Here is a 21,246-nt window from a genome sequence, read left to right as displayed (position 1 = left end):
ACCTCAGACGCAAACGCACCATGCGCGAGGGGCAGAAGGTTTCAGCATCATCATTCGCTCTCCAGATGTGACAATCACGGAGATCAGGGTCAGGCGGAGAAGAGAAAGGGCTGAGCCTCAAGGGCACGACAGTTTCCGTTCCTACGCCGGCATGACCCGGATCAGGTTCAAGGGTCCGGCTCATCGCCATCTCAGCACCGTGCGGTGCTCCCCTCGGAAGAGCTTGTTTTGTAGGTCAAGTTTTAAAAATGTCAACGGTACGTCCTTGCATGCCAGGCGGTCACGGACAGATGAGGGAATGATATATGTGGTTATGAGGTATATCGAATTTATCGATGATTAGTTATATCAATAAACTATATTGCAATATCATTCCGTTAGCTGTTGCCGGCATTCAGAGAGGCTTGGGGGCTAACTTGAAGAACATCTGGCGGGACAGGTCGGGAAATTTTGCCATACTCAGCGCAGTGCTGATGATACCGCTCTTCGGGGCGGCGGGTGTAGCGCTGGACATAACACGCGGTGTCACCATCAAGTCCGATCTGCAGATGGCGGCGGATTCCGCCGCGCTCGCCGTGGTTGCCGATACATCGGCAAGCGCCCAGGCGGCGAGGACGATGTCCGGCGATGGCGTCATTACCGTTGGCGCTGAGGAAGCGGCGGCGTTGTTCCACAGCAATCAGCGGGGGAGCGCGGATTATAAGCTCCTGTCCCTTGAAGTATCGGTGATCAAGCGTGGAACCATCATTGAATCGGCGGTCAATTTCAGAGCTTCGGTGACGACGACGCTCACCCGGCTTCTCGGAACGAATTTCATCACTGTCGGGGGCAGCGCGACAGCCAAATACGAGACGGAAACCTTTACCGATTTCTATCTCCTGCTGGACAATTCCCCTTCCATGGGCGTCGGCGCCACGCCGGCCGATGTCGCCACGATGCAAAAGGTTATCGGATGCGCTTTCGCCTGTCATCTGACAACGAAAGACGGCACGTCAGATCCGGCCAGCACCTATTTCAGGATCAAGAACAAAGATATCGACGCCAAGGATCGCATCAACGCGACCACACGCATCGACGTGGTTGCCAAGGCAACCGCGAGCTTGATGGATACGGCGGCGGCCACGCGCAAGAGCAAGGATCAATATCGCATTGCCGTTTATACTTTCGGGAAGACGGCGGACGACGCCTTTCCCGACCAGGACCTGTTTGAGGTTGTGTCGCGCACGTCGGATTTGCAGGAGGCCAAGAAAAAGGTCGGCGACATCGAACTGATGTCGGTTCCTTATCACATGTATAACAACGATCAGCACACCAGTTTCGATCGGGCGCTGACCAAGATCGAAGGCAAAATGGGAGCGTCGGGCAGCGGCGCTAGTTCCGCTACGCCGGAAAAAATCGTGTTCTTCGTGTCTGATGGGGTCGGCGACAGCTACAAGCCCAACAAATGCACAAAACAAACGACGCAAGGCGGACGTTGTCAGGAGCCGATCGACATAAGGCTCTGCACCAAGCTCAAGGAAAAAGGCTTCCGTATCGCCGTGCTTTATACCACTTACCTGCCGCTGACGGGCAATGGCTGGTACAGGCTGTGGATACAGCCCTTCCAGACGGAAATCAGCTCGCGTATGCAGGCCTGCGCGTCTGCGGGGCTGTTTTTCGAAGTCAGCCCTTCGCAAGGCATCAGCGAGGCGATGTCGGCGCTTTTCAAAAAGGCAATCAGCGCGCCGCGTCTTACAAGCTGATGGCCGCGTTTCAGGTGCGGCGCAGCCGCTCAAACAGCGGCGCATGGCTGCTCTCGGCGCGGTAGAAAACCGCAGGCTCGCCAAGCGGTACTTCGATGGTCACCTCTTGACCGCCGGCATGACGGGCGCCGCTCCACAGATGCACCCACTCGCCGTCGCCCGGAAGATAGAGCAGGCGATGCGTTTCGCCGGCTTTCCAGACCGGTGCCACCAGCATGTCCGCCCCGTAGAGATAGCTGTCCTGAATGGAATAGGTCTGCCGGTCTTCCTCGAAATGCAGGAAAAGCGGGCGCTGCACCGGCAAGCCGGTTCTCGCGGCCTCCGCAGAGAGCGATTTCAGATAGGGGGCGAGCGCTACGTAGATCGCCGTCATGCGGGCGAAATGGGCGAGCACCACCTCGTCCTGATCGATCTGGAGATTGTCGCGCGGGCGGTTGCCTTCATGCGTGCGCATGACGGGGGTGAAGGCCGCCATTTCCGCCCAGCGCATGATGAGTTCCGCCGTCCGGACATTGCCGAACAGGCTGGTGTAACCGCCAATATCGGAATGGTGATAGGCATTGCCCATGAGGCCGGAGGAAAGCGCGCCGCAGATGACGGTGACAAGTCCATCGTGGCGGGAGAAATCGACGGACTGGTCGCCGCCCCAGATCAGCGGGCAATGGGCCTGCACACCGGTGAAGCCTGCGCGCATGAAGAACAGCGCTTCACCCGTCTTGCCCCGGCTTTCGACACCCTTCGCGTTGACCTCGGCCCAGAGCGTGGGCCAGGCATTGTGCATCAGCTTGGCGTCGATGCCGTTGGAAAGCTTGATGTCGATCGGCAGATATTCGCCGAAATCGGCCATCCAGCCGGAAAGGCCGAAATCCAGCATGTTCCTGCCGATGATCTCCTCGGCGAACCAGTCGGCGGCGGCCGGATTGGTGAAATCGACCACGCCGCAATCGAATTCGCCGAAATCCACCAGCGCCGTCTTGCCGTCCGCGCCGGTGGCGAAATAACCGGCTTCTTCGGCGACCGGGAACAGTGGTCCGTCGACGCAGAGATAGGGGTTCACATAACCCAGGAAACGGATGTCCTGATCGGCAAGCTCGGCGATCTTCTGGCGCAGATGCGGATAGCGGGTTTCATTGGCCTGCCAGTCCCAGAAGAGCCGTGCCCCGAAGGATGTCTGGCGCAGCCCCACCCAGTCCTCGCACCACAGGCCGGACACCTTCGTTCCGGCCGCGCGGATTTTCTCCAGCCGGGCAAAGGAGTTGACGCCGTCCTTTAACCCGATGACGGCGCCGTTATAGACCCAGTCCGGCAATTCCGGCTGGCGTCCGAACCGCAGCGACAGGGCGGAAACGATATCGGTGAAGCGGTCGCCGGCAAAGAATTCGATCCTTTCGGGGATCGCCCAGATCTCGATTTCGTGGAAATCGCCATAGCGGAAATCGAAGACCGAATAGGCGCTGGTTTCCACATGCAGCGCATATTTGCGCGATGAGAGATAGGTCGGCTGCGGATAGTTGGTGTTGTAATAATCACCGCCCGCCTTGCCGCTGACATCCGACTTGAAGGTGATGTCTGTGGTCTTGTCGCGGCCGACGCCGGGTTCGGAGGTCCAGAGCGGGAAACGCCGTCCGCGCATGTCGAAATAGGACATCTGCTCGCCGCCGCCCCAGACATGCTCATCCGTTTCCGCGACGACGCGCAGCCAGAGGCGGTTGATCGCCTCATCCAGCGCCGTCAACCGGATGGTGTTACCGTCGAGCGTCAGACGTAGGCGCGGGGCCTGCCCGGGTGCGGAAGAGAGCGTGACGCTGTCGCCATCGAGTTCGGCATGGCGCAGCGCGGTTCGCTCGATGACATAGTCCTCGATATCGAAATTGCCGCGATACATGTCCATCCGCTCCTTGCCGAAACCGGTGAAGAAAGCCGGGTTGTCACGCGAATGGGAAAGCAGGATACGGCCGCCGATTGAAAGCGTGAAGCCGTCTTTGGTCTTTTCGAATTGCATGACTGTACCTGTTTAGCCCTTGAGACCGCCGGCGGTGAGGCCGGAGACGACCCTTTCCTGAAAGATGACGATCAGGATTGCCACCGGCACGATGCCGACCACCAGCGCCGCCGAAATGACCGGCCAGGGAAAGGCGAACTCGCCCTGATAAAGCTGGATGCCGACGGGCAGGGTGCGCAGCGCCGGGTTGGAATTGAAGGACAGCGCCAGCAGGAACTCGTCCCAGGCATTGACGAAGGCGAGAATGCCGGCGGTGAAGACGCCTGGTGCGCAAAGCGGCACAACGACCTTGAACAACGCGCCGATGCGGGTGCAGCCATCGATCATGGCGGCATTTTCGAGATCGCGCGGAATGCTCTCGAAGAATGAGACCAGCATCAGCGTGCAGACCGGCAGCGAAAGCACCGTGTAGGGCAGGATCAGCGCCGTCCAGCTGTTGAGCAGGTTGAGCGCCCGCATGATCTCGAACAGCGGCACCAAGAGCGTCACCAGCGGAAAGGTGGAAACGGCAATGATGAGCGAGAGGATCAGCGCCCGGTATTTGAGGTTCAGCCGCGCCAGCGCGTAAGCCGCCAGCACCGAAATCAGGATGGTGAGCGCGGTTGAAAGCAGCGCCACCATGAAGCTGTTGAACAGGAAGAGGTGCAGCGGCTGGTCGGAAAAGGCCTGCATGTAATTGGCCAGCGTCGGCGCATGCGGAAACCAGGTGATCGGCTTGACCGTCAGTTCCGCTTCCGTCTTCAGCGAGGTGAAAAGGATCCAGATCGCCGGGAAAAGACCATTCACCAGAAGAATGGAGGCGGCGATGAAGCGCAGCGGCTTGCCGGAAAAGAACGAGGACAGACCGGAATTTGCAACGGTGCTCATGGGATCAGTCCTTCGTCCTGATGATGCGCAGATAAACGGCGGTGACGCACATGGAGAGCGCAAACATCATGACGGCGAGCGCCGAACCGTAACCGAGATCGAGGAAGGAAACGGTGTTCTGGTGAATGTACATGGCAAGCGTCGTGGTAGATGTGCCGGGGCCGCCGCCGGTCATCATGTAAGGAATATCAAAGGTCTGCAGCGCCGTGATCGTGCGGAAGATGAGGGCGACGACGATCGAGGGCTTGAGAAGCGGCAGGGTGATCTCGAAGAACTGCCGGATTTTGCCCGCACCATCCACATCCGCCGCTTCGTAGAGCGAGCGCGGAATGGTCTGCAGGCCGGCAAGGATCATCAGCGCCATGAAGGAGGATGTCTTCCAGATGATGGTCAGGCAGATGGCCGCAAAGGCCCAGTTGGGGGAGTTGAACCAGATGACGCCTTCGAACCCCAGCCGGTTCAGCACATCATTCACCACGCCATATTCGTAATGGAAAAACCAGGCAAAGATCAGGCCGGCAAAGGAGAGCGGCAGCGCCCAGGGGATCAGCAGCGACAGGCGCATCGGCCATTGCATGGAAAAGGGCAGGTTGGCGAGCAGCGCGAGGCCGAGGCCCATCAGCAGAGCGCCGGGCACGGTAATCAGCGTTATAAGAACCGTATTCCAGGTGGTTTCCCAGAAGATCGGGTCGTCGAACATCGCCGTGTAGTTTTCAAAACCGATGAATTCCGCCGGCAGGCCCGATGTCAGCGACAGGCTGAAAAACGAGGTATAAACGAGCCGCGCCACCGGATAGACGATGATGAGCGATAAAAGAATGGCGGCAGGCGCCAGCAGAAGCACGGCAAGCGACCGGTCGCCGAGATCGAGCCAGCGTGTCCAGCGCGGCAGCTGCTTTTCGTCCACCCGGACCATGGTTCTTTCCGGCATTGTCACACCTGCCACTCCCGCAACTGGATTCACGTCATCGTCTCCCGATCGGACCGGTTCATGCCCGGTTCGTTGTCGCGCTGCTCAGGCGACATTTCTGTTCCGTCGAAGCGGCCGGAAAGGGCATGAAACCATGCCGCTCTCCGGCCTGAAGCTTAACGCAGAACGCGCCGCAGACGGCTTTCCATCTGTTTTGCGCCGTCCTCCGGCGTCATCACGCCGGCAAGCACGCCGTTGACGGTGGTACGTATCGTCTCGCTGACCTCGTTGTAACGCGGCGTCACGGGGCGAGCCTTGGCGGTTTCGACCACGGGCAGCGCATCGGCGAACCACGGGATCGCCTTGGTCACATCGGCATCCTTGTAGAGCGCGGCATAGGTGGGCAGGAGGGCGGCGTTGATGGCCATGAACTTCGAGACGTCCTCACCGGAGAGATATTCCACCAGCTTCTTGGCCTCATCCTGTTGCTTGGAATAGGCGGACACGCCGAATTCCCAGCCGCCGAGGCAGGTCGTCTGCTCGCCGCCCTTGACGGCGGGCAGGCGGGTAACGCCGACCTTGTCATTCACCTGCGATTCCTTGCCCTGGAAATGGGTCCAGGCGTAGGACCAGTTGACGGCGAAGAGAACCTTGCCGGCCTGGAACTCCTTGCGGGTGTCGTCGGTCGCCACTTCGGAAATATTCTTCTTGGAAATGCCCTCGTCGACGAAGCTCTTCCAGAGCTTCAGTGAATCCACGGCGGCCTGATTGTTGAAATTCAGCTTACCGTTTTCAACCAGCGACTTGCCTTCGCTCCAATAGGGTAAGAGGAAGGTGCAGACCGCGCCCTCGATCGCCTTGCCCTGGAAGGACAGGCCCTGAAGCTCGGGGTTCTTTTCACCCTCCATTACCTTCTTGGAGGCTTCCTTCAGCTCGTCCCAGGTGGTCGGCGGCTGAATGCCGTATTTGTCCAGCAGGTCCTTGCGGTAATAAAGGAACATCGAGTCGGCGAAGGCGGGCAGCGCCACGATCTTGCCGTCCACGGTGTTGGCTTCGGCATAGGTCGGCAGATAGCCGGACATGTCCTTGCCGGAGAAATCGCTGGTCCAGCCGGCCGTTGCGAATTGCGCCGGACGGATGACGTCGAGCATCAGCACGTCAAGGCTTGAATCCTTGGCCGACATGACGGTGTTGAGATATTGCGCCTGCATTTCCGAGGTGTTGCCGCCGGTCTCGATCACGACCTTCACGCCGGGCGTCTTCGCCTCATATTGGTCGAGCGCCTTGCGCCAGACATCGGGCTGATGCTGGCTGGAAACGAAGATCTTCAGTTCGGCATCGGCAAAGGCCTGTCCCGAAAAGGTGAGCATGGTTGCGCAGAGCGCTGCGCCCATAAGGGCTTTGCCCCGAATGGTTTTAAATGTCATGTGTTCCTCCCGTTATTAAAACTTTGGCCGCAGCATTCCTGCCCCGGCAATCAGTGAATCGAGCGTTCCGTCGTCGCGTCGAAAAGATGGACCTTGGACGGATCGAGGCCGATACGCAGCTCCTCGTTCGGCATTGGCCTCAGCTGCGGTGGCATCCGCGCGGTCAGCGCCGCATCGCCGAGGCTGAAATGGACGAGCGTGTCCGAACCGAGCGGCTCCACCACCTGCACCTTGACCGCAAGCTGCGTATCGAAGCCCTCGGCGGGGCCGAAATGTTCCGGGCGAATGCCGACGATGACTTCCCGTCCTTCCAGACCGGTCTCACGCGCGGGGCGAATGGCCGCCATCGGCAGGGAGTTCCCGTCGGAGAATGCCAACCGGTCGCCATTGACCTTGGCGCGGGCGAAATTCATCGCGGGCGCACCGACGAAACCGCCGACGAAGACGCTTTCGGGACGGTTATAGACCTCATCCGGCGTGCCGACCTGCTCGATATCGCCGCCACGCAGGATGACGATGCGGTCGGCCAGCGTCATGGCCTCCACCTGGTCATGGGTGACATAGATGATGGTGGTGCCAAGCTGCTGGTGCAGCCGCTTGATTTCCGTGCGCACCTGTCCGCGGAGTTTAGCGTCGAGGTTGGAAAGCGGCTCGTCGAACAAAAACACCTGCGGGCGGCGCACGATGGCGCGGCCCATGGCCACACGCTGGCGCTGGCCGCCGGAAAGCTGGCCGGGCCGACGGTCGAGCAGATGCTCGATGCCGAGCATCTTCGCCGCCTCATCGATGCTGGCATTGGCCTGCGAGGCGCTCACGCCGCGCACCTTCAGGCTGAAACCCATGTTTTCGCGCACGGTCTTGTGCGGATAAAGCGCATAGTCCTGAAACACCATGGCGATGTCGCGTTCGCGCGGCGGCAGCCGGTTGACGACGCGGTCACCGATCATGACCTCCCCGCCGCTGATGCTTTCCAGACCCGCGACCATGCGCAGCGTCGTGGATTTGCCGCAGCCGGAAGGGCCGACGAAGACCACGAATTCGCCATCGTTGATTTCAAGGTCTATGCCCTTGACGATGCGAAGCGCACCGTAACTCTTGTCCAGCTTACGCAGGCTGACCGACGCCATGTTTTCCTCCTCACGACCGGCGCGTCCAAAATCCGGATGGACACAAAAGCCGGTATCAACCTTCAAGTTCCACGTATCGCACCTTCGAAAATCTGTCCCGATTGTCCGGCGATACCGTGGGGTGGCTCAACGCCTGTCTCCCTGATTTTGCGATATTACCTTTCACAAAAAGGAAATCAATAGTGTATCAATTTTATTTCTGACAGAAATCAAAAACTATTAAGTCGTTGATTAAAGGAAATATAACCGCGAAATACGTGGCTTGGCAGGTCGTCGCTTCCTTGTCTCCCGTCAAATTCCTTCGTCCATGTGGATCACGCGAAATTTTATCAAACTCAACGTATGCGGGAAACATACCGGGCGACCGTATGGTCGAACCAGGTCCATGAGACTTCGGCCACCGCGCCATCCTGCGCCTGGCTGAGGCGCAGCACCCTTGGCGCCGGCGCCCCCGGCTTCTGGCCGAAAACCTCGGGTGTCCATTCGGGCATGTCGCCCAGATCGATGCGGTCCTCCGCCTTCGATATCCAGAGATTGAGGCGGGTACGGTAATAGAGATAGAGGGATTCCGACATGTTCTCGATGGCGATCGTGTCGACATAGGAGCCGTCCAGCCAGATTTCCTCGATGGCCGCCGGTTTTCCTGCAATGCGCCGGAGGCGGCGAATCCGATGTCCTTCGGGCGATGTCCCGAAAGCGGGCAGGGTGGCGGGTTTGGCAAGGCGGGCCACATCCAGAACCTCCGCCGTCGGCAGGCCGCCGCCCTCGATCAGTTCAAGGCGGAAGAAGGCGTAGACGCTTTGCGGATCGCTGACGGCGCGGATGTAATTGCCCGAGCCCTGCACCCGTTCCAGCAGGCCGCGCTCCTGCAATTCGGCGAGCGCCTTGCGAAGCGTGCCGACGGCAATGCCGAGATCGGCCGCCATATCGCGCTCCGGTGCGAGTTTTTCGCCGTCGATCAACCGGCCTGCGGCGACCTCGCGCACCAGCATTTCGGCGATCTGCAGATACATCGGCAGGCTGCCGCCAGTGTGTTTCATGATGCCGTTTCCTTCGCGAAACAAAAATTGATACATCATTGATTTACATATTTCTTGATGTTATGCAAGAAAAACGAGAGCGGCTTTGAGGAGGAATTGCATGACCGTCGTACCCGTTACATCCGCTGATCTCGATGCTGCCGAGGTCTCCTGGTTTTCCGCTTTATGTTCCGATGATTACGCCTATCTTGGCGTGCCGGACGGTAGCCTGCGCTCCAGCTTCGACCATTGCTCCGACATCGTCAAAAAAGCCGAGGAACTCGGTTTTCGCAACATCCTCTGCCCCTCGTCCTATCAGGTCGGGCAGGATACGCTGAGCTTCGTCGCCGGCTGCGCGCCGATCAGCGACCGCATCAATTTCTTGGCGGCGATCCGCTGCGGCGAGATGCAGCCGATCATGCTGGCGCGCACCGTAGCAACGCTCGACCATATGCTGAAAGGCCGCCTGACGCTCAACGTCATCAGCTCCGATTTCCCCGGAGAAGTGGCCGACAGCGCCTTTCGTTACAAGCGCAGCCACGAGGTCGTGCAGATCCTCCGCCAGGCCTGGACGCGCGACACCATCGACCATGACGGTGAAATCTACCAGTTCAAGGGTGTCTCGTCCGAGCCGGCAAAGCCGTATCAGCAGAATGGCGGGCCGCTGCTTTATTTCGGCGGTTATTCGCCGGACGCACTGGAACTTTGCGGAGCGCAATGCGACGTCTATCTGATGTGGCCGGAAACGAAGGACCAGCTGGCGGACCGCATGCGCGCCGCCAATGAACGCGCTGCCGCCCATGGTCGCACGCTGGATTATGGCCTGCGTATCCATATGGTGGTGCGTGATACGGAGCAGGAAGCGCGCGACTATGCCGAGCATCTGGTCTCGAAGCTCGATGACGAATATGGTCAGCTGATCCGCAACCGCGCCCATGACAGCGGCTCGCTCGGCGTGTCGCATCAGGCGCGTGCCCGCGAACTGGCTGACAAGTTCGGTTATGTCGAACCCAATCTGTGGACCGGCATCGGCCGGGCGCGTTCGGGCTGCGGCGCCGCTCTGGTCGGTTCCACCGATAAGGTGCTTTCGGCGCTGGAGGAATACCAGAAGATGGGTATCCGCGCCTTCATCCTGTCCGGTTATCCGCATCTTGACGAGGCGGAACACTTCGGCACCAAGGTTCTGCCGCAGATGAAAACCTGCTCCCTGCCGCATGCCTATGGCCGGGTGCCTTCTGAAACGCCGGCAACGCCGCTCGGCAACGGGAAACGTCACTGATGGAACGCATCGCTCTTTCTGAAACATTGCAACTCAGCCGCATCGTTTACGGCATGTGGCGCATCGGTGACGATGCCGACACCTCGCCCGCCCATGTGCAGGCGAAGATCGAGGCTTGCCTCGCCCAGGGCATCACCACCATGGATCAGGCCGATATTTACGGCGGATACACGGCGGAAGCGATTCTCGGCGCCGGACTGAAGGCGGCACCCGGACTGCGCGACAAAATCGAAATCGTCACCAAATGCGGCATCGTCGCACCGGCTGGCCGCCACTCTGCCGCCCGCGTCAAACATTACGATACGACGGCCGGTCATATCAATGCCTCGGTGGAGGCATCGCTGCGCGACATGGGAACCGATCATGTCGATCTGCTGCTCATTCATCGGCCCGATCCGCTGATCGACGCGGAAGAAACCGGCAAGGCGCTCGATGCGCTGGTGACCTCCGGCAAGGTGAAAGCCGTTGGCGTTTCCAATTTCCGCCCGTGGGATTTCTCCCTGCTGCAATCGGCCATGAGCAACAGGCTCGTGACGAACCAGATCGAAATGAGCCTGCTTGCCACGGATTGCTTCACCAATGGCGATCTGGCCTTCCTGCAGGAGCGGCGCATATCGCCGATGGCATGGTCGCCGCTTGGCGGCGGTTCGCTGTTTTCCGGCGCGCATGGTGGAACGCTGGCCGCGTTGCAACGCATCGGCAAGGAACAGGGCGTCGATGCCACGGCGGTTGCGATCGCCTGGCTGCTGCGCCATCCGGCAAGGATCGTGCCGGTGCTGGGCACCAACAATCTCGCGCGCATCGGGGCAGCGGCCGACGCCCTTGGCGTGACGATGGACCGTCAGACCTGGTTCGAACTCTACACGCTTGCGGTTGGAAAAGAGGTGCCGTGATGACAGTGGCTGAAGCGTTCAAAATGCCCGATGAGCATGTATTCGTTCCCGGCGGTGAAAACAGCCGCAGCTTTCGCAACGCGCTCGGTGCTTTCACCACCGGGGTGACGGTGGTGACTGCCACGACGCCGGAGGGTCCGATCGGCATGACGGTCAACAGCTTCGCCTCCGTATCGCTCGATCCGCCGCTGGTGCTGTGGTCGCCGGCGAAAAGCTCGTCGCGCTATCAGGCCTTCAGCGGTGCGACCCATTTCGCCATCCATGTGCTGAGCGCCGATCAGGACGTGCTGAGCGCCCGGTTCACCCGCAACGGCCGCGCCTTCGACGATCTCGACTGGGAAATGAACGATGAAGGCGTGCCGGTCATTCCCGGCACGCTCGCCCGTTTCGAATGCCGGCAGGCGGCGGCCCATGATGCGGGCGACCACACCATCATCGTCGGCGAGGTCCTGCGTGCCGCCCACCGCGATGGCGACCCGCTGTGCTTTTCCGGGGGCGCATTCGGCCGGTTTTCGAAGCAGTAAGCAGGCCCCGAAGGCTTTTTTGCAGGATGGGAAGGCGCTGCGCCGCCCGTCTACACCGTACCGGCCGCCGCCGGAGGCAAGATCGTGCATCGTGTTTCTTGGCGTTTCATCATTGTTGCGACAGTAGAGCGGCATTTTATGCTGTTATGGGTGGCGCTTATCTTCCACAATGGCTTAATACACTTGATTCGGAAGGAAATGATTCGCTGAATCAGCAAGATAGTGTGTGATGCCCTGGGGAAGATCGAATGTCGGGTAGTTTCTGCCATGTTTCGGAAGGGGAGACCTCTCCGAAAAGGCCTGTGCGCAGAACACCGCTCGGCAGGCTTGCAGCCGGCGGCGCTACCGGTTTCTTTTCCGTACTGCTTTCCGTCGCCATCGGTCAGAATGCCGTGGCGGAGACCCTTAGCTGGACCGGTGCTGCCGGCGACGACTGGGCCACGGATGCGAATTGGGCCACGTCGCAGCGGGTGCCCACTGACGCCGACGATGTGGTCATTGATACCGATGGGCCGACCGTTACGATCGGCACCATCGCCATGGCTTATGACGTCTCCGTCGGCGGCAATAATGCCGGCACGCTGGTCGTGAATGGCGATCTGCTGACCAATTCGCTCAGCCTCGGCATTGCCAGCGCGGCTTCCGGTGTCGTGACCTTCACCGGCGCACATTGGGACAATAGCGGCTTCGTCTCCATCGGCGGCAGCGGAAGCGGCAGCATCAACCTGTTGCACGGAAGTGCTGCATCTTCGGGCGATATCTATATTGGCGAGGGGACAACGGGAAGCGGATCGCTCACGCTTGACAACGCCTCCAGCCTTGTCAGTTCCGGCACCGTCTTCGTGGGTTACGGCAGCAGTTCCCCGTCGTCGGGCGGCGGAGGGCTGGGTCGTCTGGATGTCCTTGCGGCCAGTACGCTGGCCAGTCAGAAAGGTGTGCTGGGCGAGGGTGAGGGTTCCAGCGGCACCGCGCTCGTCTCCGGCGCGGGCAGCCGCTGGACCGTATCGGACGGCATGGTGGTCGGCGATGCCGGTGTCGGCACGCTCACGGTCACGGGTGGTGGTGAGGTCGTGAGTGAAACCACCACTGTCATTGCCAATCTGGCCTCCTCGTCGGGAAGCGCCGTCACGGTCAGCCGGCGTGGTTCTGCACTCAAGACCAGCGGCGCGTTGATCGTTGGCAACGAAGGCAGTGCGAGCCTGACCGTCGAGGCGGCTGCGACCGTCACCAGCGGCAGCGCTGTGATCGGCCGTCATTCCGTCGCCACCGCGACGGTCAGCGGCGATGATTCGACATGGACGACCGGGGACCTGCAGGTCGGCGGCGATGCGTCCGCTCCCGCCGGGACGGCGGGCGATGGAACGCTGACGATTGCCGCCGGCGGCACAGTCAGGAGCACCGCCGCCCGCATTGGCGCCGTTGCCGGTGCAACGGGCGCTGCCGTGGTCGACGGCGAAGGTTCGTTCTGGACAATCGATCGTGGCGATCTCGAAGTGGGCGCCGCCGGCACCGGCTCGCTGACGGTTACGGCTGGCGGTCTCGTCGAGGCTCAAAATACCGTTCTTGCAACGGCTGCCGGCAGCAGCGGTTCAGTCGGGGTTTCAGGCGCGGGCAGTGTTTTGCGCAGCAGCGGCAATCTCACGATCGGCCGCGGCGGCAACGGCTCTCTGACGGTCGAGGCCGGCGGCACGGTCGAGAGCGATGGCGGGGTCGTGGCCGAGCTTGGCGGCTCGGCATCGTCGGTCACCGTCACCGGTGGCGGATCAAACTGGACAATGACCGGCACCTTTATTGCCGGCTATCAGAGCGGCTCCTCGGCCGATGTCACCGTCAGCGCCGGCGGCGGCATTCAGGCGAGACAGGTTGTGCTTGGTGAAATGGCCGGTTCTGCCGCGACGCTGACGATCACCGGCGAAGGCTCGAATGTGACCGCCTATGTTGCCAGCGGTTCCGCCGCCGCCGGCCGCGTCACCGTCGGCCAGGCCGGGTCCGGCGATTTGACGGTTATCGACGGCGCGTCGCTCGCTGCGCGTGAACTTCATGTCGGTTCCTCGACAGGGTCGGACGGATCGGTACTCGTCAGCGGCGTCGGTTCGCGCGTCTCGATCACGGATAGGCTGGTCATCGGTGCGGCCGGCAACGGTTCCTTGAATGTGACGGGCGGGGCTGCACTTGCGGCACCCACCATCGTCATCGCCTCGGCAGCGGGGTCTTCCGGGGTCTTGAACATCGGTGCTGCGGCCGGGCAGACGGCCCGTTCGGCTGGCACGGTGGACGCGCAGGCGATCGTGTTCGGCGCCGGCGACGGCAGCATCGTTTTTAATCATTCCGAGACCGATTATATAGTTTCCGCCGATATTTCCGGGGCCGGCCGCGTGGATGTCGAAAACGGCGTCACCACCCTTTCCGGCAATAACAGCTATTCCGGCGGCACAATGATTGCGGGCGGGACGCTGAAAGGGACGGCAAGAAGCTTCGGCTCCGGCGCCATTGCCAACAATGCCGAACTCGTCGTCGATGGCGCCGGCACGCTTTCCAACACCATCAGCGGCACCGGCACGTTTGAAAAGACCGGAAGCGGCAATCTCCTCCTGACCGGAGACAGCACCTATACCGGCGCAACCACCGTCTCATCGGGAAAACTCAGCGTCAACGGTTCGCTTGCAAGCGCCGTGTCGGTGGCAAGCGGCGCAACGCTTGGCGGCTCCGGCACCATTGGCGGCCTGACCGTCAATTCGGGCGGCACGCTTGCGCCGGGCAATTCGATCGGCACGCTGACCTCCACCGGCAATGCGACATTTGCCAGCGGCTCGACCTATGCGGTCGAAATCGACGCCGCCGGCAATTCCGACAGGCTTGCCGTGACGGGGACGATCACCATTGACAATGACGTGAGCCTCGTCGTCACGCCGCTTGCCAACCATTCCGCCTTCAGCCTGAAGACCCGATATGCGATCCTGACGGCGACGGGCGGGATCACCGGCGCATTTGCCGGCATTGACGAGAATTTCGTCTATCTGAGCGCGGCCGTCGAGCAGAGCGCCGATAATGGCACGACCTATCTCTCCTTCAGCCGGGTGTCGACGGATCGCGGCCTGCTGGCAACGGCGACATCCACCGACAATGCCCGTGCTGCGGCCAATGCCGTCGAGGCGCTGGGCGAAAGCGCTTCGCTTTACCAGGCCGCCGTTTTTCTCCAGCAGGGGGAAACCCAATCCGCCTTCTCCGAGCTTGCCGGAGAAATCCACCCTTCGCTCGCCATGGCGATCATCAACCGCAGCGGCCAGACGCGTGACGTCATTCTCAACCGGCTGAGAAATGCTTTCGAGAGCATCGATGCACGGCCGATCCTGCCCATCGCCTTTGCGGAAGGAGGGGTTGCCCCGACCGATCTGGACGAGGGATCGCTGACATTCTGGTCCAGCGGTTTTGGGTCGCGTGGCCGTACCGGCGGGGATGGTAACGGCGCTGCCGTTGACACCAAGGGCGGCGGTGTTCTTTTCGGTCTTGATGGCGCCCTCGGGGACGGCTGGCGCGCCGGGGTGGCGGCGGGTTATGGCCGCGACCTTATCCGTCAGACCTCCCTGTCCGCTTCGGCCGATGTCGACAGCTATTATGCGGCGGCTTATGCCGGCACGGTGATCGGCCCGGCCTCGTTGCGTCTCGGGGCTATCCACGCCTTTCAGGATATTGAGAGCCGCCGCAGGGTTTCCTTTTCGACATTGCAGGAGACGCTGGCTGCCGACTATGGCGCGTCCACCACGCAGGTCTTTGCCGAGGCCGCCTGGCGTTTCGATCTCGATCTCGATCTCGCGCATATCGAACCCTATGCCAATATCAGTTATGTGAACATGCAAACACACGCCTTTGGCGAGGAGGGCGGGATCGCCGCCGTTTCTTCCGGCCCAGCCGGCCGCGATCAGCTTTACACGACGCTCGGCGCCCGCTTTAGCCGCGATATCGCATTCGAGGGCAGGTTGGGACAGGCGACGTTGGATATAGGCTGGCGTCACGCCTATGGCGATCCGGTCGTGGAGAGCACTCTGTTCTACGCCGGCGGTGATGGCTTTTCCGTCGCAAGTGCGGCGATGGCGCAGGATGTGGCGCTGCTTAATCTCGGATTGCGTTACGATCTCAACCCTTCCGCCACTTTGACATTCCGTTATGGCGCTGTTTTCGGGGCGGGGGTGCTGGATCAGTCCGCCTCTGCCGAACTGGGAGTCCGTTTCTGATGGGGCGCAGTCAAAACATGCTGTGCAAGACAGCGCTGGCCGCCCTGTTCTTCGCCGGCGTGAGCGTGGATGAAGCATCTGCGCAGGAGGCGGCAAAGCCGCTGCACGAGGTCCACGGAAGCTGGCAGCTCGCCTGTGCGACACCGGCGAAAAAGGACGGGTCCGACACGGACATGCTGGCGGCAGCGGAAAAGCCGGTCTGCGCGATTGCGCAGGTGCAGCTTGAGGAGAAAACCCGCAAGCTCGTCGTCTCGGTGGAGTTCCGGCTCGATGATGCCAAAATGCCGGACAGGTTGTCCGGCACCATCGTCATGCCTTTCGGCCTGGCCGTCACCCGGCTGTTTTCGGTGAAATCCGGCAATGTGCGGCTGCAGGAAGTCCAGGTCAGCACCTGCCTGCCCGTCGGCTGCATCGTGTCCTTCACGCCTTTCGTCGAACTGGTCTCGGCGCTGAAGGCGGGCAAGACACTGACGGTTGAGGCGCCTGATCTGCAAGGCCGCACCGTCTCGTTCCAGCTGCAGGCGGCCGGTTTTTCCGAGGCGCTGAAGCGCCTCGAAAGCCTGCGCTAGGCGGCAACGGAATCGGGTCGGCCTTCGCCTTCCGGCTTTTGCGGTTCGGCATGTTGGCCGGCCGATTTCTTGCGGGAAAACAGACCGGTGAGAAAATTGCCGAACCGGTCCATTTCCACGAAGATCACCGGGGTGATGAACAATGTCAGCAATTGTGACACGATGAGCCCGCCGACCACGGCGATGCCGAGCGGCTGGCGCAGTTCCGAGCTGGCGCCGGAGCCGAGGGCTATGGGCAGTGCGCCGAGAAGCGCACAGAAGGTCGTCATCATGATCGGCCGGAACCGGCGCACGCAGGCTTCGTGAATGGCTGTTGTGGGCGGCTCGGCCTTTTCACGCATCAGTTCCACGGCCACGTCGATCATCATGATCGCGTTTTTCTTGACGATGCCGATCAGCATCAGCAGGCCGATCAATGCGATGATCGAGAAATCCATGCCCATTACCTTCAGTGCCACCAGGGCGCCAAAGGCTGCCGCCGGCAGGCCGGAAAGAATGGTCAGCGGGTGGATGAAGCTTTCGTAAAGCACGCCGAGAACCACATAGATGGTCAGCACCGCCGCCAGAATGAGGATGCCGGTATTGCCCTGGCTCTGCTGGAAGATCGCCGCCGTGCCGCCATAGCTGGTGAACACGTCCTGCGGCAGGCCGATCGAGCTCTTGATCTCATTGATCCGGCTCGTGGCATCGGAAAGCGCCACCCCGTCCGGCAGGTTGAAGGAAATGGTGGTGGAGACGAGCTGGCCCGTCTGGTTGATGGTGACGGGCGCCTGGGTGCGGGTGAGGGTAGCGAAGTTGGAAAGCGGAACAAGAGCTCCCGATTTTGCCGATAGAATATTGATGTCGCTCAGGAAATCGTCATTCCATTGTTTCGAGCTGTCAAATTCCACGATCACGTCGTAACTATCGCCGGTCGACTGGATTTGTGCGGCGGTATAACCGCCGAAGGACATTTCCAGCGTCTTGCGCAGCTGATCATTGGTGATGCCGAAGGCGGCGGCCTTTTCCGGGTCGACGGAGATCGTCGCGGCAATGGCGCCGTTCTGGGCGTCCGAGGTGACCGCGGTGAAGGTGTGGTCACGGCGCATCGCTTCCATCAGCTTGTTCGACCAGTCATTGGTGGTGTCGGCATTCAGGCCCTGAACGACCAGCTGATACTGGCTGGCGGAGCTGCGTCCGCCAAAACGCAGGCTCTGCTGCGGGTTAATATAGGTGCGGATGCCGGCCACTTGCGATGTCGCCTGCCCCAGTTCCGCCAGCACCTGGCTGAGAGGCGCGCGCTGTTCCTTGGGTTTCAGTTCAACGAACATCGAGCCGTTGTTGAGCGGGTTGCGGGAATTGCCGCCGACAATGGAGGTGACATGCACCACCGCCGGGTTCTTGCGGATCTGGTCGGCAACCTGCGCCTGAAGGTCACGCATCGCAGTATAGGAAATATCCTCGCGCGCCTGTGTCGACACGGAAAGACGGCCAATATCTTCCTGCGGGAAGAAGCTGGAGGGCAGGGTCTCGAACAGATAAAGCGAAGCGGCGATCGAAGCCAGAAACGACGCCAGAACCACGCGGCGATGGGAGAGACACCAGCTTACCGCGCGGCCGTAAGCGCGAAGCGTCCGCTCGAAACCCGCATCGAACCAGCGGATGATGGCGGGCGGCCGGGAGGAGTGGCCGGAAAGACGGGAGGCAAGCATCGGCGTTACCGTCAGCGAGACCAGCGCCGACGCCATGATCGCCAGGGTGACGACCATGCCGAATTCGTTGAAGAGCCGGCCGACCACCCCGCCCATCAGCAGGATGGGAATGAAGACGGCAACGAGCGAAATGGACATCGACAGGATGGTGTTGCTGACTTCCGCCGCCCCCTGAAGCGCTGCCTCGCGCATGGTCAGGCCCTTTTCATGCAGGCGCAATATGTTTTCCAGCATGACGATGGCGTCGTCCACCACAAGCCCGACGGACAATGTGAGCCCGAGCAGCGAGATATTGTCGATGCTGTAGCCGAGCACATACATCGCGCCGAAGGCGGTAATCAGCGACAGCGGCACGGCTAGACCCGGAATGATGGTCGCCGTCAGGTGGCCGGTGAAAAGATAGATGACCGCGACCACCAGCCCGATGGTGAGAAACAGCGTGAATTGCACATCCGAAATCGCGTCCGTGATGGCGGTCGAGGCGTCGTTCATGACGTTGATATTGACCGAGGGTGGCAATTGCTGGCGAAGCGCCGGCAGCTTGGCCTTGATGGCGTCCACCACGTCGACGGTGTTGGCATCCGGCTGACGCTGCACGGCGAGGATGATGGCCTGTTCGCCGTCAAACCAGCTGCCGGCATTGGTGTTGTCGATGCTGTCGGTGACATTGGCTATATCGCCGAGATGGATGGGCGCGCCATTATTCGTCGCCACCACCAGTGAGCGGAAGGCGGCAGCATCGGTGCGCTGGGTATCGGCCTCGATGGTCAGGCGCTGGTTGTCGTTCTGCAGGGCGCCCACGGGCACCTGATTATTGGCCTGGGCGATGGCGTTGGTGACGGTATCGACGCCGAGGCCGCGGGCCTGAAGCTGCGCGGGGTCGAGGCCGATGCGAACGGCATAGGTCTGCGCCCCATAGATGCTGACCTGCGCGACACCCGAAATGGTGGATAGGAGCGGCGAGATGATGTCCTCGGCGATCTCGTCCACCTTGCTGGTCGGCAATTCCTTGCTGTTGACGGCCAGCAGCAAGATGGGGGCATCGGCCGGGTTGGTCTTGCGGTAGCTTGGCGTCGTCGTCATGTTGCTCGGCAATTGCCGCTGCGCCCGCGAAATCGCAGCCTGCACATCGGCGGCGGCCGCATCGATATCGCGGTTGAGGTCGAATTGCAGCACGATCGAGCTGTTGCCGAGCGTATTGGTGGCGCTGATCTCACTGACGCCCGGTATGGTCTCGAACTGCTTGACCAATGGTGTCGTGACCGATGTGGCCATGGTTTGCGGCGAAGCGCCGGACAGCGACGACGAGACGCTGATTGTCGGGAAATCGACCTTCGGCAGCGCGGCGACGGGCAGCAGCCGGAAACCGGCCAAACCGGCAAGCACAAGGCCGATGGCGAGAAGGGTTGTTGCAACGGGCCGGTTGATACAGAAATTCGGGATCATTGGCCGGCACCCTGTTCCTGCGGCACATTGGCGGCGAGATTGCCGGCCGCGCTGCCCTTGTCGGAAAACTGCTCGACGACCTGCTGGCCGTCGGCGAGTTCCGACTGGCCCTCGACGATCACATGTTCGCCACCGGACAGGCCGCTTGCAATGGCGGTGAGATCGCCGTTCGAGCGGGCCACTTCCACGCTGGTCATATGAACCCGGTGGTTCTCGTCGACGGTATAGACGAAACTGCCCTTCGGCCCCGGCCGCACAGCGACTGTCGGCACGACGATCATCTCCGTGTCCGAGACGAAGTGGGTCGTGACGTTGACGGACTGGCCGGGCCACAACAGACCGCGATCATTCTTGAACTCGGCTTTCACCAGCACGGTGCCGGACGTCTGGTCCACGGTATTGTCATAAAAACGCAGCACGCCCTGCATGGCTTCGCCACCTGTCGCCGCCGGGTCGACATCCACGACCGTGTCCTTATCCAGACCTTCGCGCAATTGCGGCAGGTAACGCTGCGACAGGCGGTAACTGACGTCGATCGGGTCATATCTGGTGATCGTCACGATATTGACCCCGGCGCTGAGATAGGCGCCTGGGCTGACGCTGATATCACCCAGCCGGCCGTCGAAGGGAGCGCGGATTTCCATGTTTTCGAGCGTCACCTGATCGGAGGCGAGGGCGGCGCGGTCGGCATCGATCTTGGCGCTGGCGGAATCCCGGGCTGCCTTGGCCTGATCCAGCACCTGCTGGGCTTCGGCATTTTGCTTGACCAGATTGGCGGCGCGCTGAAGGGCGGCTTCGGCCTGATCCAGCGTCGCCTGATCGGCGGCAATATTGGCCTTGTCCTTGTCAACGGCTGCGCGGGCAATGCGGTCATCCATCTTCAGGATCAGGTCGCCGGCCTTGACATGCTGGCCATCCTTCGCCGCGATTTCGGTAACGAGACCGGCCTGAAGCGGGGCTATGTTGGTGATGTCGGCCGCAACCGCCCAGCCTGTCGCCGTTGCATCCATGGGCAGCGTCGCCTTGTCGACGGCAATGGTGCTGACGGTTGGCGGCCCGCCATTGCGCCGCCCGCCGCCCTGTCTTTGGCCCTGCTGCTGGCCGTTTTGCGCATGCTGCGTGCGGGTGTCGGCGGTAGCGGTTTCCGTCTTTGACGAAACGCTGGCGAATTGCTTGAGATAGGGAATTTGGTCGAGCGGCAGGCGATCCTTGAAATACCACGCGCCGACGGCTGCGATGGCAAGAACGCTAAGGGCGGTCCAGAAACGTTTCATCTGACGGTTCCGCATAATAAGAGCGATACATGTTTCCCGAACATGTGCGGCAAGCCTTGGGAGCAGCTTTCCCCCACAAGACACCCAATGCGCTGCGAAATCACCTTAAACTTTTGTAATGGCGTCGACAATGTCCCCGCGCGGATTGCCTTGCCACGCAAGGGCCGGGATGGTCTTCAGGCCATGCCGGTCTCCCGTTCCCTGCTTGGGTGGCGACGGTCCGCGCACCCCGGACATCGATGGG

At 61.2% G+C, this 21,246-nt stretch carries 14 protein-coding genes and 1 riboswitch; of the genes, 6 read left to right on the top strand and 8 right to left on the bottom strand.

From position 1 onward, the window contains the following. Nucleotides 1-121 precede the first annotated feature (121 nt). Nucleotides 122-224, bottom strand: a riboswitch (TPP riboswitch). Between the two features lie 192 nt (nt 225-416). After that, nucleotides 417-1,742 (top strand): TadE/TadG family type IV pilus assembly protein, encoded by a 1,326-nt coding sequence (locus ACI2KA_RS21075; RefSeq protein WP_404504406.1) that lies wholly within the window; start codon nt 417-419, stop codon nt 1,740-1,742. 10 nt (nt 1,743-1,752) lie between these two features. Here ACI2KA_RS21075 and ACI2KA_RS21070 read toward each other — a convergent pair whose 3' ends face one another. The 6 genes from ACI2KA_RS21070 to ACI2KA_RS21045 form a co-directional block, all read right to left on the bottom strand. Beyond that, the gene (locus ACI2KA_RS21070; protein WP_404504405.1) at nt 1,753-3,744 is read right to left on the bottom strand and encodes an alpha-glucosidase; all 1,992 of its coding nucleotides are present in this window, start codon (nt 3,742-3,744) and stop codon (nt 1,753-1,755) included. Nucleotides 3,745-3,756: 12 nt separating this feature from the next. After that, nucleotides 3,757-4,611: a carbohydrate ABC transporter permease gene (locus ACI2KA_RS21065; RefSeq protein WP_003519886.1), complete on the bottom strand. Its 855-nt coding sequence runs from the start codon at nt 4,609-4,611 to the stop codon at nt 3,757-3,759. A gap of 4 nt (nt 4,612-4,615) precedes the next feature. After that, on the bottom strand, nt 4,616-5,527 hold the full coding sequence (locus ACI2KA_RS21060; RefSeq protein ID WP_404504434.1) for a carbohydrate ABC transporter permease: 912 nt from the start codon (nt 5,525-5,527) through the stop codon (nt 4,616-4,618). A gap of 170 nt (nt 5,528-5,697) precedes the next feature. After that, on the bottom strand, nt 5,698-6,948 hold the full coding sequence (locus ACI2KA_RS21055; protein ID WP_404504404.1) for an ABC transporter substrate-binding protein: 1,251 nt from the start codon (nt 6,946-6,948) through the stop codon (nt 5,698-5,700). A 50-nt stretch (nt 6,949-6,998) separates the two neighbouring features. Then, entirely contained in the window at nt 6,999-8,075 is a 1,077-nt protein-coding gene (locus ACI2KA_RS21050; RefSeq protein ID WP_404504403.1) for an ABC transporter ATP-binding protein, read from the bottom strand. A 335-nt stretch (nt 8,076-8,410) separates the two neighbouring features. Further along, on the bottom strand, nt 8,411-9,115 hold the full coding sequence (locus tag ACI2KA_RS21045; RefSeq protein WP_404504402.1) for a GntR family transcriptional regulator: 705 nt from the start codon (nt 9,113-9,115) through the stop codon (nt 8,411-8,413). Nucleotides 9,116-9,215: 100 nt separating this feature from the next. On the opposite strand from ACI2KA_RS21045, the gene ACI2KA_RS21040 reads away from it, so the two are divergent. The 5 genes from ACI2KA_RS21040 (at nt 9,216) to ACI2KA_RS21020 (ending at nt 16,591) form a co-directional block, all read left to right on the top strand. After that, nucleotides 9,216-10,373, top strand: coding sequence for an LLM class flavin-dependent oxidoreductase (locus tag ACI2KA_RS21040; RefSeq protein ID WP_404504401.1), 1,158 nt, complete (start codon nt 9,216-9,218; stop codon nt 10,371-10,373). After that, nucleotides 10,373-11,266, top strand: a complete 894-nt coding sequence (locus ACI2KA_RS21035) for an aldo/keto reductase family oxidoreductase (protein WP_404504400.1) — start codon at nt 10,373-10,375, stop codon at nt 11,264-11,266. Before ACI2KA_RS21040 ends, ACI2KA_RS21035 begins: the two co-directional genes overlap by 1 nt. Then, entirely contained in the window at nt 11,266-11,790 is a 525-nt protein-coding gene (locus ACI2KA_RS21030) for a flavin reductase family protein (protein ID WP_404504399.1), read from the top strand. The genes ACI2KA_RS21035 and ACI2KA_RS21030 overlap by 1 nt, the downstream gene beginning before the upstream one ends. Before the next feature lie 248 nt (nt 11,791-12,038). Continuing rightward, a complete protein-coding gene (locus tag ACI2KA_RS21025; RefSeq protein WP_404504398.1) occupies nt 12,039-16,022 on the top strand; it encodes an autotransporter domain-containing protein in 3,984 nt (1,327 codons plus the stop codon). Further along, nucleotides 16,022-16,591, top strand: a complete 570-nt coding sequence (locus ACI2KA_RS21020; protein ID WP_404504397.1) for an invasion associated locus B family protein — start codon at nt 16,022-16,024, stop codon at nt 16,589-16,591. Before ACI2KA_RS21025 ends, ACI2KA_RS21020 begins: the two co-directional genes overlap by 1 nt. Here ACI2KA_RS21020 and ACI2KA_RS21015 read toward each other — a convergent pair. Then, nucleotides 16,588-19,728, bottom strand: a complete 3,141-nt coding sequence (locus ACI2KA_RS21015; protein WP_404504396.1) for an efflux RND transporter permease subunit — start codon at nt 19,726-19,728, stop codon at nt 16,588-16,590. The two genes, ACI2KA_RS21020 and ACI2KA_RS21015, sit on opposite strands and share 4 nt — an antisense overlap. Continuing rightward, nucleotides 19,725-21,002, bottom strand: a complete 1,278-nt coding sequence (locus tag ACI2KA_RS21010; protein ID WP_404504395.1) for an efflux RND transporter periplasmic adaptor subunit — start codon at nt 21,000-21,002, stop codon at nt 19,725-19,727. Before ACI2KA_RS21010 ends, ACI2KA_RS21015 begins: the two co-directional genes overlap by 4 nt. Between the last annotated feature and the right edge of the window lie 244 nt (nt 21,003-21,246).

Origin of the sequence: Agrobacterium sp. NPDC089420, from assembly GCF_044900305.1 — a bacterium.
Classification (GTDB): domain Bacteria; phylum Pseudomonadota; class Alphaproteobacteria; order Rhizobiales; family Rhizobiaceae; genus Agrobacterium.
The sequence above is the reverse complement of the archived record's forward strand: the minus strand, read 5'-3'. Positions and strand labels throughout refer to the sequence as shown.

Bases quoted from the DNA above. Each gene is read 5' to 3' on its own strand.
- ACI2KA_RS21025 (WP_404504398.1), top strand. From the start codon at position 12,039: ATGTCGGGTAGTTTCTGCCATGTTTCGGAAGGGGAGACCTCTCCGAAA.
- ACI2KA_RS21050 (WP_404504403.1), bottom strand. From the start codon at position 8,075: ATGGCGTCGGTCAGCCTGCGTAAGCTGGACAAGAGTTACGGTGCGCTT.
- ACI2KA_RS21045 (WP_404504402.1), bottom strand. From the start codon at position 9,115: ATGAAACACACTGGCGGCAGCCTGCCGATGTATCTGCAGATCGCCGAA.
- ACI2KA_RS21010 (WP_404504395.1), bottom strand. From the start codon at position 21,002: ATGAAACGTTTCTGGACCGCCCTTAGCGTTCTTGCCATCGCAGCCGTC.
- ACI2KA_RS21065 (WP_003519886.1), bottom strand. From the start codon at position 4,611: ATGAGCACCGTTGCAAATTCCGGTCTGTCCTCGTTCTTTTCCGGCAAG.
- ACI2KA_RS21055 (WP_404504404.1), bottom strand. From the start codon at position 6,948: ATGACATTTAAAACCATTCGGGGCAAAGCCCTTATGGGCGCAGCGCTC.
- ACI2KA_RS21070 (WP_404504405.1), bottom strand. From the start codon at position 3,744: ATGCAATTCGAAAAGACCAAAGACGGCTTCACGCTTTCAATCGGCGGC.
- ACI2KA_RS21035 (WP_404504400.1), top strand. From the start codon at position 10,373: ATGGAACGCATCGCTCTTTCTGAAACATTGCAACTCAGCCGCATCGTT.
- ACI2KA_RS21020 (WP_404504397.1), top strand. From the start codon at position 16,022: ATGGGGCGCAGTCAAAACATGCTGTGCAAGACAGCGCTGGCCGCCCTG.
- ACI2KA_RS21040 (WP_404504401.1), top strand. From the start codon at position 9,216: ATGACCGTCGTACCCGTTACATCCGCTGATCTCGATGCTGCCGAGGTC.
- ACI2KA_RS21060 (WP_404504434.1), bottom strand. From the start codon at position 5,527: ATGGTCCGGGTGGACGAAAAGCAGCTGCCGCGCTGGACACGCTGGCTC.
- ACI2KA_RS21015 (WP_404504396.1), bottom strand. From the start codon at position 19,728: ATGATCCCGAATTTCTGTATCAACCGGCCCGTTGCAACAACCCTTCTC.
- ACI2KA_RS21030 (WP_404504399.1), top strand. From the start codon at position 11,266: ATGACAGTGGCTGAAGCGTTCAAAATGCCCGATGAGCATGTATTCGTT.